The 13,944-nt window shown below is 69.5% G+C and carries 11 protein-coding genes; 9 read left to right on the forward strand and 2 right to left on the reverse strand.

All coding sequences use genetic code 11. From position 1 onward, the window contains the following. Positions 1–62 precede the first annotated feature (62 nt). From ACOPJ3_RS06385 to ACOPJ3_RS06425, 9 genes are all read left to right on the forward strand, one after another. The gene (locus tag ACOPJ3_RS06385; RefSeq protein WP_427870997.1) at positions 63–2,024 is read left to right on the forward strand and encodes an AMP-binding protein; all 1,962 of its coding nucleotides are present in this window, start codon (positions 63–65) and stop codon (positions 2,022–2,024) included. A 41-nt stretch (positions 2,025–2,065) separates the two neighbouring features. Then, the gene (locus tag ACOPJ3_RS06390) at positions 2,066–2,497 is read left to right on the forward strand and encodes a DUF485 domain-containing protein (protein ID WP_427870998.1); all 432 of its coding nucleotides are present in this window, start codon (positions 2,066–2,068) and stop codon (positions 2,495–2,497) included. A 14-nt stretch (positions 2,498–2,511) separates the two neighbouring features. Continuing rightward, entirely contained in the window at positions 2,512–4,134 is a 1,623-nt protein-coding gene (locus tag ACOPJ3_RS06395) for a solute symporter family protein (RefSeq protein ID WP_427871179.1), read from the forward strand. 108 nt (positions 4,135–4,242) lie between these two features. Further along, positions 4,243–5,541: a histidine--tRNA ligase gene (hisS, locus tag ACOPJ3_RS06400; RefSeq protein WP_427870999.1), complete on the forward strand. Its 1,299-nt coding sequence runs from the start codon at positions 4,243–4,245 to the stop codon at positions 5,539–5,541. 144 nt (positions 5,542–5,685) lie between these two features. Beyond that, positions 5,686–6,120: a VOC family protein gene (locus ACOPJ3_RS06405; RefSeq protein ID WP_427871000.1), complete on the forward strand. Its 435-nt coding sequence runs from the start codon at positions 5,686–5,688 to the stop codon at positions 6,118–6,120. A gap of 91 nt (positions 6,121–6,211) precedes the next feature. Continuing rightward, positions 6,212–7,492 carry a phosphopyruvate hydratase gene (gene eno, locus ACOPJ3_RS06410; protein ID WP_427871001.1) on the forward strand — a complete coding sequence of 427 codons (1,281 nt, stop codon included), beginning with the start codon at positions 6,212–6,214 and terminating at the stop codon, positions 7,490–7,492. Positions 7,493–7,527: 35 nt separating this feature from the next. Beyond that, a complete protein-coding gene (locus ACOPJ3_RS06415) occupies positions 7,528–8,055 on the forward strand; it encodes an FtsB family cell division protein (protein WP_427871002.1) in 528 nt (175 codons plus the stop codon). Further along, positions 8,052–8,534, forward strand: a complete 483-nt coding sequence (locus ACOPJ3_RS06420; RefSeq protein WP_427871003.1) for a DUF501 domain-containing protein — start codon at positions 8,052–8,054, stop codon at positions 8,532–8,534. Before ACOPJ3_RS06415 ends, ACOPJ3_RS06420 begins: the two co-directional genes overlap by 4 nt. A gap of 186 nt (positions 8,535–8,720) precedes the next feature. After that, complete coding sequence (locus ACOPJ3_RS06425) at positions 8,721–10,061, forward strand: NAD(P)/FAD-dependent oxidoreductase (protein ID WP_427871004.1); 1,341 nt, start codon at positions 8,721–8,723, stop codon at positions 10,059–10,061. A gap of 96 nt (positions 10,062–10,157) precedes the next feature. Here the strand turns inward: ACOPJ3_RS06425 and fdhA are convergent, their stop codons facing one another. Together fdhA and ACOPJ3_RS06435 are read right to left on the reverse strand one after the other, a co-directional pair. Next, entirely contained in the window at positions 10,158–11,372 is a 1,215-nt protein-coding gene (gene fdhA, locus ACOPJ3_RS06430) for a formaldehyde dehydrogenase, glutathione-independent (RefSeq protein WP_427871005.1), read from the reverse strand. A 1,067-nt stretch (positions 11,373–12,439) separates the two neighbouring features. Then, positions 12,440–13,903: a helix-turn-helix domain-containing protein gene (locus ACOPJ3_RS06435; protein ID WP_427871006.1), complete on the reverse strand. Its 1,464-nt coding sequence runs from the start codon at positions 13,901–13,903 to the stop codon at positions 12,440–12,442. Between the last annotated feature and the right edge of the window lie 41 nt (positions 13,904–13,944).

Genomic DNA, 13,944 nt, shown 5'->3' on the forward strand with positions numbered 1-13,944 from the left:
TACTGTCGTGGCCACGCAGGGAGCAATGCCTGCGCATCACGCGATTTCAAGGGAGAAAACGAGTGACGACTCACAATTACCGTTCGGTCAGGGAGCGTAGCGAGCGCGATCCCGCAGGATTCTGGCTTGAGGCCGCAGAGGCGATCGACTGGGAGCAGACGCCGCACCAGGCCATCGATGTGCGCGGCGATAGCGAGTGGCGCTGGTTCCCAGACGGCGTGCTCAACGTCAGCGCGAACGCGCTCGACCGCCACGTCGACGCCGGTCGCGGCGGCGAAACCGCGCTCATCTACGACTCCGCGATGACGGGATCGAAGCGGGCCTTCAGCTACGAGGAACTGCGGGATCGCGTCGCCGCGTTCGCTGGCGCGCTGCGCGACGCCGGCGTCGAGCACGGCGACCGCGTGCTCATCTACTGCCCCATGAGGCCGCAGGCCGTCATCGCGATGCTCGCGTGCGCCCGCCTCGGCGCGATCCACTCGGTCGTGTTCGGGGGTTTCGCCGCGAACGAGCTCGCCGTGCGGATCCAGGACGCGTCGCCGAAGGTCATCGTGACCTCGTCTGGCGGCCTCGAGCCGGGCCGCGCGGTCGAGTACCTGCCGATCGTGAGCAGCGCCCTCGACCTCGCCGCGGAGGGCTCCGGATCCACCTCCGTCGACACCGTCATCGTGCACGACCGAGAGACCGTTCCGGGATCCGCGGCGGACTTCGCGGGCGACGAGCGGGTCGCCTGGCTCGACTGGGAGACCGTCGAGGCGTCCGCAGCTCCCGCAGACCCGGTGCCCGTTCGGGCCGAGGATCCCCTCTACATCCTCTACACCTCCGGCACGACGGGGAGCCCGAAGGGCGTCGTCCGCGACGGCGGCGGGTACGCCGTCGCGCTGTCCTGGATGATGCGGAACGTCTACGACTTCGGTGCGGGGGACACGATCCTCACCGCCTCGGACGTCGGCTGGGTCGTCGGCCACACCTTCATCGTCTACGGGCCGCTGCTCGCGGGCGGCACGACCGTGCTCTACGAGGGCAAGCCCGTGGGAACCCCCGATCCCGGCGCGTTCTGGCGGCTGCTCTCGGAGCACGGCGCGAAGATCCTGTCCTCGGCCCCGACGGCGCTGCGCGCGATCCGGCGCGAGGATCCGGAGCTCGAATACCTTGCGGGGCACGATCTCTCGAAGCTCGAGGCCATCTATCTCGCGGGCGAGCGGCTGGATCCGGAGACCTGGCACTGGGTCAACGACGGACTCAAGGTGCCCGTCGTCGACCACTGGTGGCAGACCGAGACCGGGTGGCCGATCTGCGCAAACCCGCGCGGGATCGAGACGCTGCCGGCGAAGGCCGGCTCGACGACCGTGCCCATGCCGGGCTTCGACGTCAGGATCGTCGACGGCAAGGGCCGCGACGTGACGGCGCCCGGCGAGGAGGGCAACATCGCCATCAAGCTGCCGCTGCCGCCCGGGGCGCTCCTCGAGATCTGGGGGAGCCACCAGCGCTTCGTCGACTCGTACCTCTCGGCATTCCCCGGGTACTACGCGACGGGCGACGCCGGCTACTTCGACGAGGACGGCTACCTCTTCGTGATGGGCCGCACCGACGACGTCATCAACGTCGCGGGACACCGGCTCTCCACGGGCTCGCTCGAGGAGGTGCTGACCGGGCACCCCGCCGTCGCCGAGTGCGCGGTGATCGGGGTGAACGACGAGCTGAAGGGCCAGCGCGCCGCGGGCTTCGTGACGCTCAAGCACGGCGCGAAGGTCGTGAACGAGGAGCTCGCCGCCGAGCTCGTGAAGCTCGTGCGAGATCAGATCGGGCCCGTCGCATCCTTCCGCGACGTCACGATCCTGGACCGGCTCCCGAAGACCCGCTCGGGCAAGATCCTGCGCAAGACGATGCGCCAGATCGTGGACGGCGAGCCGGCGAAGGTGCCGGCAACGATCGAGGACCCGTCCGTCATTGACTCCTTCACCGCGGCGCTCGCGGACACCATCTCGGCGCCGCCCACCCGCGCGGTCACCATCCCGCGCTGAACACCCTCACCCCACCACCCCGCATGAGGCAAGGAGGCCACATGTCCAATGAATCCGCCGCACCCCCGGAGGGTGCACTACCGCCGATCGACTACGAAGCGTTCCAGGCCAGGCCGGAGTTCCAGGAGTACAAGTCGCGGTTCCGCCGCTTCGTATTCCCGCTCGCGGTCGCGTTCATGGTCTGGTTCCTGCTGTATGTGATCCTTGCGGCATATGCGCACGACTTCATGGCTCAGCCCTTCCTCGGGCTGAACATCGGCCTCTGGTTCGGGCTCTCGCAGTTCATCACGACCTTCGCGATCACCATGTGGTACGTGTCCTTCGCGAACAAGAAGCTGGATCCGCTGAGCGTCGAGCTCCGCGCGGAACTCGAGGAGATCGAGCGGACCGCGGAGTTCGGCGTCGAGCCGCCCGCGGCCGGCGGCGAGCACGGCACGACCGATGAGCCCGGGACCACGGGGGGTGCGCGATGAACTCGACGCAAGTGATGCACGGACTGTCGATCCTGCACGGGGAATCCCAGAAGGGGGAACAGAATCCCGTGCTCAACATCTCGATCTTCCTCGCGTTCGTCGCGGTCACGATGGTGATCGTGATCCGGGCGAGCCGGAACAACAAGAGCGCGGCCGACTTCTACGCCGGCGGGCGGTCCTTCACGGGCCGCCAGAACGGCCTCGCGATCGCGGGCGACTACCTGTCCGCGGCCTCGTTCCTCGGGATCTGCGGCGCGATCGCGATCAACGGTTACGACGGCTTCCTCTACTCGATCGGCTTCCTCGTCGCGTGGCTCGTGGCGCTCCTGCTCGTCGCTGAGCTCATGCGGAACACGGCGAAGTTCACGATGGCCGACGTGCTGTCGTTCCGCCTGAGCCAGCGCCCCGTGCGCATGGCCGCGGCGCTCACGACGCTCGCCGTCTCGTTCTTCTACCTGCTCGCGCAGATGGCCGGCGCAGGCGGGCTCGTCTCGCTGCTGCTCGGGATCGACGACACCTTCGGGCAGTCGCTCGTGATCGCCGTCGTCGGCGTCGTCATGATCCTGTACGTGCTCATCGGCGGCATGAAGGGCACGACGTGGGTGCAGATCATCAAGGCCGTGCTGCTGATCCTCGGCGCGCTCGCGATGACCGTGTGGGTGCTCGCGCTCAACGGCTTCAACTTCGGTGCCGTGCTCGAGGCCGCGGTGCAGAACCCGGAGAACACGAACGGCGAGGCGATCCTCGCGCCCGGGCTGCAGTACGGCGCGAACCCGATCGACTTCGTGTCGCTCGCGCTCGCCCTCGTGCTCGGCACGGCGGGTCTCCCGCACGTGCTCATGCGGTTCTACACGGTGCCGACCGCGAAGGAGGCCCGCCGCTCGGTCGTCTGGGCGATCTGGCTCATCGGCGTCTTCTACCTGTTCACGCTCGTGCTCGGATACGGCGCGGCCGCGCTCGTCGGCCCGCAGACCATCGCGGAGGCGCCCGGCGGCCAGAACTCGGCCGCACCGCTCCTCGCGCTGCACCTCGGCGGTCCGCTGCTGCTCGGCTTCATTTCGGCGGTCGCGTTCGCGACGATCCTCGCCGTGGTCGCCGGGCTCACGATCACGGCCTCCGCGTCGTTCGCGCACGACGTCTACAACAGCGTGATCAAGAAGGGGCGCGCCTCCGCGAAGCAGGAGGTGCGCGTCGCGAAGATCACGACCCTCGTGATCGGGGCGCTCGCGATCCTCGGCGGCATCGGCGTGCAGGGGCAGAACATCGCGTTCCTCGTGGCGCTCGCCTTCGCGGTCGCGGCGTCGGCGAACCTGCCCACGATCCTGTACTCCCTGTTCTGGAGCAAGTTCACGACGCGCGGCGCCGTGTGGTCGATGATCGGCGGCCTGCTCTCGGCCGTGCTGCTGATCGCGTTCTCGCCGGTCGTGTCGGGCAACCCCGACTCGATGCTCGGCGAGGGCGTCGACTTCGCGATCTTCCCGCTGAAGAACCCCGGCATCATCTCGATCCCGCTTGGCTTCTTCCTCGGCTGGCTGGGCTCGGTGACGAGCCGCGCAACCGAGTCCAAGAAGCTCGCGGCCGAGATGGAGGTGCGCGCGCTGACGGGCCACGGCGCCGAGCCCCCGGTCCAGCACTAGCCCCGGTAACTTGCCGATTCTGCGCTCGCTGTGCGATTTATCACGGATAAACCGCACAGCGAGCGCAGAATCGGCAAGGTGGGCGGGGGCGTGGAAGAATGGGGGACCATGGCCAACCCCGTGAACCCGCCGCGCGGCATGCGCGACTTCCTCCCCGCCGACAAGTCCCGCCGCGAGCACGCACTCAGCGTGATCAGGGGCGTCTACCGCTCCCACGGCTTCGACGAGATCGAGACCCCGGTGGTCGAGGACTACGCGCGGCTCCACGCCGGCCTCGGCGGCGACAACGAGAAGCTCTCCTTCTCCATCCTGAAGCGCGGCATCACGCCGGAGGCGCTCGCAGCAGCCGCCGAGCAGGGCGACGTCGAAACCCTCGCCGACCTGGGCCTCCGCTTCGACCTCACGGTCCCGCTCACGCGCTACTACGCCACGCACCGCGCCGAGCTCCCGCCCGTCTTCCGCGCCATCCAGATCGCCCCGGTCTGGCGCGCCGAGCGCCCCCAGAAGGGCCGCTACCGCCAGTTCGTCCAGGCCGACATCGACATCATCGGCGAGCCGGGCCTCCTCGCCGAGGTCGAGCTCGTGACCGCGACCTCGCAGGCGCTCGCCGAGCTCGGCCTCGCCGGCTGCGTCATCCGCGTCAACGACCGCCGCATCCTCTTCGGCCTGCTCGCGCACTGCGGCTTCGCCCCGGAAACCCACGACCGCGCGCTCATCACGGTCGACAAGCTCGACAAGATCGGCGTCTCCGGCGTCGTCGAGGAGCTGCGCGGGATCGACGCCGACGCCGCGGAGCGCATGGGCGAGGTACTGCAGGGCGTCGAGCCGGCGCTCGCAGGTGAGGGTATCCCGCTCACCCGCGACGCGATCGCCGCCGCGCTGCCCGCTGGGGCCGCGGAGGACGGCGTCGCCAACCTCGCCGCGCTCGGCGAGGCGCTCGCGGGCGCGCTGCCCGCGGGCGTCGAGCTCCGCTTCGATCCGACGCTCGTGCGCGGCATGGGCTACTACACGGGCACGATCTTCGAGGTCGCACACCCGGGCTCCGGCAGCTCGGTCGGCGGCGGCGGCCGCTACGACGGCATGGTCGGCCGCTTCCTCGGGCAGGACGTGCCCGCCGTCGGCTTCTCGATCGGCTTCGAGCGCGTCGTCGACCTCATCACGCTCCCCGAGCAGGAGGGCCCCGAGGCGATCGCCCTCGTGCACGACGCCGAGGTGCCCTTCGCCGAACTCGTCGCGCTCAAGCGCGAACTCGTCGGCCGCGGCCACCGCGTGCGCCTCGAGAAGCGCCAGAAGAACATGAAGACGCTGCTCGCGCGCGTCGCAGCGGAGGGCTTCACGCGCTTCGCCAACGTGCGGCCCGGGATCGCGGGCGCCGACGAACTCGAGCTGCGCGAGCTCGCGGGCTGAGTCCGGGCGAGGATCCGGATCCGGATCCGGATCCCGACCCCGGATCCACAGCATCCACCCGTTGACCGCGGCGGCGGCCCCCTGCGACCCTTGTCTGAGGGCCGCGGAGTCGCTGCGGCGCGACGACACCCAATGGGGGGAATCATGTCTCAGGAGATTTTCGTCAACCTGCCCACCGCCGATCTCGAGCGCTCGAAGGCGTTCTACACGGCGCTCGGTTGCGAGATCAATCCGCTGTTCACCGACGACAACGCGGCGTGTGTCGTGTGGAACGAGCAGATCTTCTTCATGATCCTGACCCGCGAGTACTTCGCGACGTTCACTGACAAGAAGGTCTCGGATCCGCGCACCTCGGCGCAGGTCCTCGTCGCGCTCTCCCGCGATTCCCGCGCGGCGGTCGACGCCGTGGTCGCGGCGGGCGTCGAGGCAGGCGGCGCGGAGCCCAAGGAGCCGCAGGACTACGGCTTCATGTACTCCCGCGACCTGGAGGACCCGGACGGCAACATCCTCGAATTCCTCTGGATGGATCCGAAGGCCTCGGAGGAGGGGCCGGAGGCGTTCATGGCTGAGGAAGGGTGACGGTTCTCGCCGCTAGACTGGTGCGCGGCGGTCATCCGCCGCACACGACTCCCAGAAACCCCAGCACAGGCACACACCTAAGGAGCGCATGGTGGCATTCATCGACGCGGTAATCGCACGCGAGATCCTCGACTCACGAGGCAACCCGACCGTCGAGGTCGAGGTCGGTCTCAACGACGACTCTGTGGGCCGCGCCGCGGTGCCCTCCGGCGCATCGACCGGTGCCTTCGAAGCCTACGAGCTGCGCGACGGCGACAAGGATCGCTACCTGGGCAAGGGCGTCACGAAGGCCGTTGACGCGGTGTTCGACGACCTCGCCCCCGCGATCGAGGGCTTCGCGGCCGACGATCAGCGCATCATTGACGAGGTGCTGAAGGAGGTCGACGGCACCGACAACAAGCAGCGCGTTGGCGCGAACGCCATTCTCGGCGTGAGCCTCGCGGTCGCGCACGCCGCCGCCGCCTCGGCCGAGCTGCCCCTCTACCGCTACCTGGGCGGCCCCAACGCGAGCACCCTTCCCGTGCCGCTCATGAACATCATCAACGGCGGCGCGCACGCCGACACGGGCGTCGACATCCAGGAGTTCATGGCCGTCCCCCTTGGCGCCGAGACCTTCTCCGAGGGCCTCCGCTGGGGCGTCGAGGTCTACCACGCGCTGAAGGCGCTCCTCAAGGAGCAGGGCCTCGCGACCGCGCTCGGCGACGAGGGCGGCTTCGCCCCGGATCTGCCGCACAACGCGGCGGCGCTCGACCTGATCGTCGAGGCGATCAAGCGCGCCGGCCTCGAGCCGGGCCGCGACGTCGCCGTGGCGCTCGACGTCGCGTCGACCGAGTTCTTCGCCGACGGCAGCTACGCGTTCGAGGGCCAGAAGCGCAGCGCGGACGAGATGATCGCGTACTACGCCGACCTGCTCGACCGCTACCCGCTCGTCTCCATCGAGGATCCCCTCGCCGAGGACGACTGGGAGGGCTGGGAGAAGCTCACGGCCGAGCTCGGCGAGCGCGTCCAGCTCGTGGGCGACGACCTCTTCGTTACGAACCCGGCGCGCCTCGCCGACGGCATCGCGCGCGGCGCGGGCAACTCGCTGCTCGTGAAGGTCAACCAGATCGGCACGCTCACCGAGACGCTCGACGCGGTCCAGCTCGCGCAGCGCTCTGGCTACACCGCGATCCTGTCACACCGCTCCGGTGAGACCGAGGACGTCACGATCGCGGATCTCGCGGTCGCGACCGACTGCGGCCAGATCAAGACGGGCGCCCCTGCGCGCAGCGAGCGCGTGGCCAAGTACAACCAGCTCCTCCGCATTGAGGAGGAGCTCGGCGGTGCGGCTCGGTACGCGGGTCGCGGCGCGTTCCCGCGCTTCTCCGCCTAGGAGCGATCCTGAACAGGCGAGCCGGCGGCGGCGCGGTGAAGCGCTGGACCGAGGACCTCGGGGCATGGGCCTCGAGCCTCAGGTTCAGCGGCTTCACCGCGCTCGTCGTCGTGCTCGTCATCGCGGGCGCGCTCATCGTGAGCCCGAGCCTCTCGACGTTCGTGCAGCAGCGGCGCGAGATCGCCGAGCTGCGCGAGAGCGTGAAGCTGCACAAGGAGGCGGTCACCGAGATCGACGCCGAGCGTGCGAAGTGGAAGGACCCCGTATACGTGCGCTCGCAGGCGCGTGACCGGCTCTTCTACGTCATGCCCGGTGAGACGCAGCTCAACGTCGTCGACGACGTGGTGCTGCCGGTCGAGTCGGACGAGAAGACGAGCGCGAAGCTGACCCGGGTCGAGAGCGACTGGGCGCGCGGGATCGTGTCCTCGTTCCTGAGCGCCGGCACGGCCGCGCCGCCGGTGGATCCGTCGACGCAGGATCCCGCGGCACCGGATCCGGCCGCGCAGAATCCGGATCCCGAAACGACCACACCCGAAGTCCCGGAAGGGGAACCCACGCAATGAGCCGCCCGCCCTACGAGGAGCCGACAGCAGCAGACATCGCGGCGGTGAGCGAGCAGCTCGGCCGCGAGGCCAGGGGAGTGGTCGGGATCGCGGCCCGCGCGTCCGATGGCAGCCCCGCCGTGGTCGCGACCTCGCCGCGACTGCCCGATGGCTCCCCGTTCCCTACCTTCTACTACCTCTGCCACCCGGAGGCGGTCGCCGCGGCATCGCGCCTCGAAGCGGTCGGCGTGATGGCCGAGTACAACGAGCTGCTCGCGGAGGATGAGGAGGTGCGCGCCCAGTACGAGCGCGCGCACGCGCAGTACATCGAGGATCGCAATTCGGTCGGCGAGGTCCCCGAGCTCGCCGGTGTCAGCGCGGGCGGGATGCCCACCCGCGTGAAGTGCCTGCACGCGCTGATCGGGCACGCTCTGGCCGCCGGGCCGGGGGTGAACCCCATTGGGGACGCCGCGCTTGCGCGTAGCGGATGGACAGGCTGAGCGACCCCGCCCTGCGGAATTAGTTGCTTTTGACCGCATAATCGAGCGTTTTGCGCGATTTCGTCGCCGAACCGGCGCGTAAGTCGGCGCAAACGGGGTACAGTAGAAGGGTCGGGCTGTGAGGCCCGCCTTTTCTGTGCCCGCCGCTCGGGCCGAATTCCGCTCACTCATCAAGGAGACCGCTTCGTGGCGAAGAAGATTCTGATCGTTGGGGGAGGCTACGCAGGCTTCTACACCGCATGGAAGCTCGAGAAGCTTCTGCGCGCTGGTGAGGCCGAGGTGACGATCGTCGATCCGCTGCCTTACATGGCGTACCTGCCCTTCCTGCCTGAGGTCGCAGCCGGCTCGATCGAGCCGCGTCACGCGGTGGTCGCTCGCCGCCGCCACCTCTCGCGCACCGCGAACATCGCGGGCAAGGTCACCGGCATTTCGCACGCCACGAAGACCGCGACGATCACGCCCGCCGTCGGGGAGCCCTTCGAGTTCCCCTACGACGAGATCGTCATCACGACCGGATCCGTCTCCCGCACCTTCCCGATCGCCGGCATCGCCGACAACGCGATCGGCATGAAGACGATCGAGGAGGCCGTCGCCGTGCGCGATCGCCTCGTCGGCAACTTCGAGCGCGCCGCGTCGCTCCCGAAGGACTCGGCCGAGCGCGCACGCCTCCTCACCGTCACCGTCGTCGGCGGCGGCTTCGCCGGCATCGAGTCGATCTCGGAGCTCCGCTCCTTCGCGACGGCACTGCTCCGCCGCTACCCGGAGATCACGTTCGACGAGACCAAGTTCCACCTGGTCGAGGCCATGGGGCGGATCATGCCCGAGGTTTCGCAGGAGACGGCGAACTGGGTCGTCAAGGACCAGACCCGCCGCGGCGTCGACATCCACCTCGACACGCAGCTCTCCTCGGCCGTCGACGGTCACATCGAGCTGTCGACCGGCGAGAAGTACGAGTCGGACCTCATCGTCTGGACCGCTGGCGTCATGCCCCGCCCGTTCCTCCGCGGAACCGACCTCCCGATCGGTCCGCGCGGCCACGTGATCGGCTCGCCCACGCTCCAGGTCACGACTGAGGACGGCGAGGTCGTCGAGGGCGCGTGGACCGCAGGCGACACCTCGCAGACCCCCGACATCTCCTCGACCCCCGGCCCCGGCGGCTTCTGCGTGCCCAACGCGCAGCACGCCGTGCGCCAGGGCCGCCTGCTCGCGAAGAACATCGTCGCGAAGCTGCGCGACGAGGGCGTCGTCGAGTACAACCACAAGAACCAGGGCGCCGTCGCGGGCCTCGGCCTGAACACGGGCGTGTTCCAGTCGGGCAAGTTCGCGCTGAAGGGCTACCTCGCGTGGCTCGCGCACCGCTTCTACCACGGCCTCGCGATCCCCACGTGGGAGCGCAAGTGGCGCGTGTTCGGCGGCTGGGTCGGCCACTTCTTCCTGGGCCGCGACATCGTCAACATCGAGGCGCTGCAGGAGCCCCGCGCGATCTTCGAGGAGTTCGCTTCGCGCCCGAAGCCCGCTGCTGAGTAAATTCTGATCCGGGGCGGTCTTTCGCCGGCCCCGGATCGCACAGCGCCCCGCCGAGTGTTCACTCGACGGGGCGCTGTCGCGTTGGCCGCCCGAGCCCTACCCGCGGATCAGGTTGTGCGGATCCAGCACGAACTTCTTCGCCGCGCCCTCGTCGAACTCCGCGTAGCCCTGCGGGGCGTCCTCGAGGGAGATCGCGGTCGCGCCGACGTTCTTCGCGATGCTGACCTTGTCGGCGAGGATCGCCTCCATGAGGCCGCGGTGGTACATCATGACGGGGCACTGCCCGGTCACGAAGACGTGCGACTTCGAGAAGCCGAGCCCGAAGCGGAGCGACAGCGATCCGACTTTTGCGGCCTCGTCGACCGCGCCGGGGTCGCCCGTCACGTAGAGGCCGGGGATGCCGAGGCTGCCGCCGGCGCGAGTGACATCCATCAGGCCGTTGAGCACCGTGGCGGGGTGCTCGGTCGAGGCGTCGGCGCCGTGACCGCGCGCCTCGAAGCCGACGGCATCGATGCCGCAGTCGACCTCGGGCGTGCCGAGCAACTGCTCGATCTGGTCCCGCGGGTCGCCCTTCGAGACGTCGATCGTCTCGCAGCCGAAGCTTGCCGCCTGCGCGAGGCGATCCGCGTTCAGGTCGCCGACGATCACGGTCGCGGCGCCCAGCAGCTGCGCCGAGGTCGCGGCCGCGAGGCCTACCGGGCCCGCTCCCGCGACGTATACCGTCGAGCCGACGCCCACCCCGGCTCCCACGGCGCCGTGGAATCCCGTCGGGAAGATGTCGGACAGCATGGTCAGATCCAGGATCTTCGACATGGCCTGCTCGCGATCCGGGAACTTGAGCACGTTCCAGTCGGCGTACGGAACGAGCACGTACTCAGCCTGGCCGCCGACCCAGCCGCCCATGTCGACGTAACCGTAGGCGGATCCCGGGCGGTCCGGGTTCACGTTGAGGCAGATCCCGGTCTTGCGCTCCTTGCAGTTGCGGCACCGGCCGCAGGAGATGTTGAACGGCACGGAGACGACGTCGCCGACCTTCACGAATTCCACGTCTCGGCCCACCTCCACGACCTCTCCCGTGATCTCGTGCCCGAGCACGAGGCCCTCGGGTGCCGTCGTACGGCCGCGGACCATGTGCTGATCAGAACCGCAAATGTTCGTTGCGATCGTGCGCAGGATCACGCCGTGGTCGACCTTGCGGCCGACGTTCGCCGGGTTCACACCCGGGCCGTCCTTCAGGACGAACTCCGGGTAGGGGGTGTCGATCACCTCAACCTTGCCCGGGCCTGCATAGCTGACTGCCAGATTTCTCATCGTCGAGCCTCCTTCGTCGGGACCCGACCCAGACGATCGGGTCTCACCCCAGTCTCGCCCCGGCCCCGGGAGTCGTCAACGGGCGGGCTGGTGAACGGGCCGTGCCGGCGCCGAGTGGGCCGTAAGGCCCCTTTCGCGGGGTCGAGTCGGCCGTAAGGCCCCTTTCAGGCGCGGGATTGGGGCCTTCGGGCCGACTCGGCGTTGTAGTGGTGGGGGTGCGGGATCCGGCGCCGCGCGAGTATGGTGCGCTGCTTGGGCCCCGCGCTTGGGGGCTCGCGGCCTCGCGTCGAGTGGGCCGTAAGGCCCCTTTCGCGGGGTCGAGTCGGCCGGAAGGCCCCTTTCAGGTGCGGGATTGGGGCCTTCCGGCCGACTCGGCGTTGTGGTGGTGGGGGTGCGGGATCCGGCGCCGCGCGAGTATGGTGCGCTGCTTGGGTCCCGCGCTTGGGGTCTCGCGGCCTCGCGTCGAGTGGTCCGTTAGGCCCCTTTCGCGGGGTCGAGTCGGCCGTTAGGCCCCTTTCAGGTGCGGGATTGGGGCCTTCCGGCCGACTCGGCCTTGTGGTGGTCGGGGCGCGGGATCCGGCGCCGCGCGAATAGGGTGCGCTGTTTGGGCCCCGCGCTTGGGGTCTCGCGGCCTCCCGTCGAGTGGGCCGTTAGGCCCCTTTCGCGGCGTCGAGTGGGCCGTAAGGCCCCTTTCAGGCTCGGGATTGGGGCCTTCCGGCCGACTCGGCCTTGTGGTGGTCGGGGCGCGGGATCCGGCGCCGCGCGAATAGGGTGCGCTGCTTGGGTCCCGCGCTTGGGGTCTCGCGGCCTCCCGTCGAGTGGGCCGTAAGGCCCCTTTCAGGCTCGGGATTGGGGCCTTCGGGCCGACTCGGCGTTGCGGTGGTGAGTGCGCGGGATCCGGCGCCGCGCGAATAGGGTGCGCTGCTTGGGCCCCGCACTTGGGCTCTCGCGGCCTCCCGTCGAGTGGGCCGTAAGGCCCCTTTCAGGCTCGGGAATGGGGCCTTCCGGCCGACTCGGCGCCGCCGTGCCAAGGGGGGGGGGAGAGAGAGGCGAGGGGCGCCCAACCCCTACTCCGCGTGGTCGGACAGGAACTGGTACATCTCTGCGTCGTCGACGCCGGGGAATGTCCCGGTCGGGAGCGGGGTGAGAACGTGCGCGTGCATGCGCGCGCTCGCCCACGCCTTGCCCGACCAGCGCTCGAGCAGGTCCTGGTTCGGGGTGCGGCAGCAGCTGGGGTCGGGGCAGGTGGAGGTCTTGCGCACGGTCGTGTCGCGCCCGCGGAACCACCGGGTGTCGTCGAACGCCACGCCACAGGCGATCGCGAAGACGCCCTGGTCGGACTCGCCCGTCTGCACGCTCGTCCAGTAGGTTCCAGCGGGGGTGTCGGTGTACTGGTAGTACTCGCTCGTGCGGTTCGTGCGGTTGAACGCGGTGCGCCCGCCCCACTTGCGGCAGAGGAGTTCGCCCTCGATTGAACCCGTGTCGTCGGCCTGGTAGGGGAGGCCGTCGTTTTCGTAGCCGCGCACGAGGGCGCCCGCGCCGTCGGCGCGGTAGTGGTGCACCCGCAGGTCGAGGTGCCGGGTCGCGAGGTTCGTGAAGCGGTGGGCGGCGGCCTCGTGCGTCACGCCGAAGGCGTCGCGGAGGTCTTCGATCGCGAGGTTGCGGTTGCGCTTCGCCTGGTGCAGGAACTCGACCGCACGCGCCTCCGGCAGGAGGCACGCCGCCGCGAAGTAGTTGATCTGGAGCCGCTGCTCGAGGAACTGCGCGTAGCTCGTGGGCTCCGAGTGGCCGAGCACGCGGTGCGCCATGGCCTGCAGCGCGAGCGAGCGCAGGCCGTGGCCGCCCGGGATCGAGGCCGGGGGCAGGTAGATGCGCCCGTTCTCGAGGTCGGTCACGCTTCGCGTATTCGACGGCAGCTCGTCAACGAAGATAAGGGTGAAGCCCAGGAGCTCCGCAAGCATCGCGACCTCGCGGTGCGTCACGGCGCCGGTCGTGTGCCCGATCCGGCGCATGAGATCGGAGGCGAGGAGCTCGATGTCGTGGATGTAGTTGTCGCGCTCGCGCATCTGCAGCCGGATCGCGGTGTTCGCCCGGCGGGCCTCCTCAGACGTCGCGGCGGCGGCGCGGGATCGCCGCGCGAGTTCGCGGTGCAGCCCGACGAGCGACTCGAGCGCCTCGTCGGGAAGCGAGCGCGGGGTGCGCACGTGCGGCAGCCCGAGCTTCGAGTATTGGGAGGAGAGCTGCGCGCGCTCCAGCTCAATCTCGAGGGCGCTGCGCTGATCCGGCGCCTCGGGCTTCAGGAGCTCCGCCGGATCGAGGTCGAGCTCGCGCGAGACGGCCTGCAAAAGGCTCGTGCGAGCCTCCCGCCTGCCGTTCTCCACGAGCGAGAGCTGGCTCGCGACGACCCCGACCTTCTCGCCGAGTTGTTCGAGGGTGAGGCCGGCGTTCGTGCGGAAGTGGCGGAGGCGCTTGCCGAGGATTTTTCGATCGAGCGCGGCCTGGGCGGCTGGGGTGCTCACGTCGGGGCTCATGAATTGACTATACGTCAAAAATGCTGAAAGTTTACAAGCGA

Origin of the sequence: Leucobacter luti (assembly GCF_050310065.1) — a bacterium.
Lineage (GTDB): Bacteria > Actinomycetota > Actinomycetes > Actinomycetales > Microbacteriaceae > Leucobacter > Leucobacter luti_B.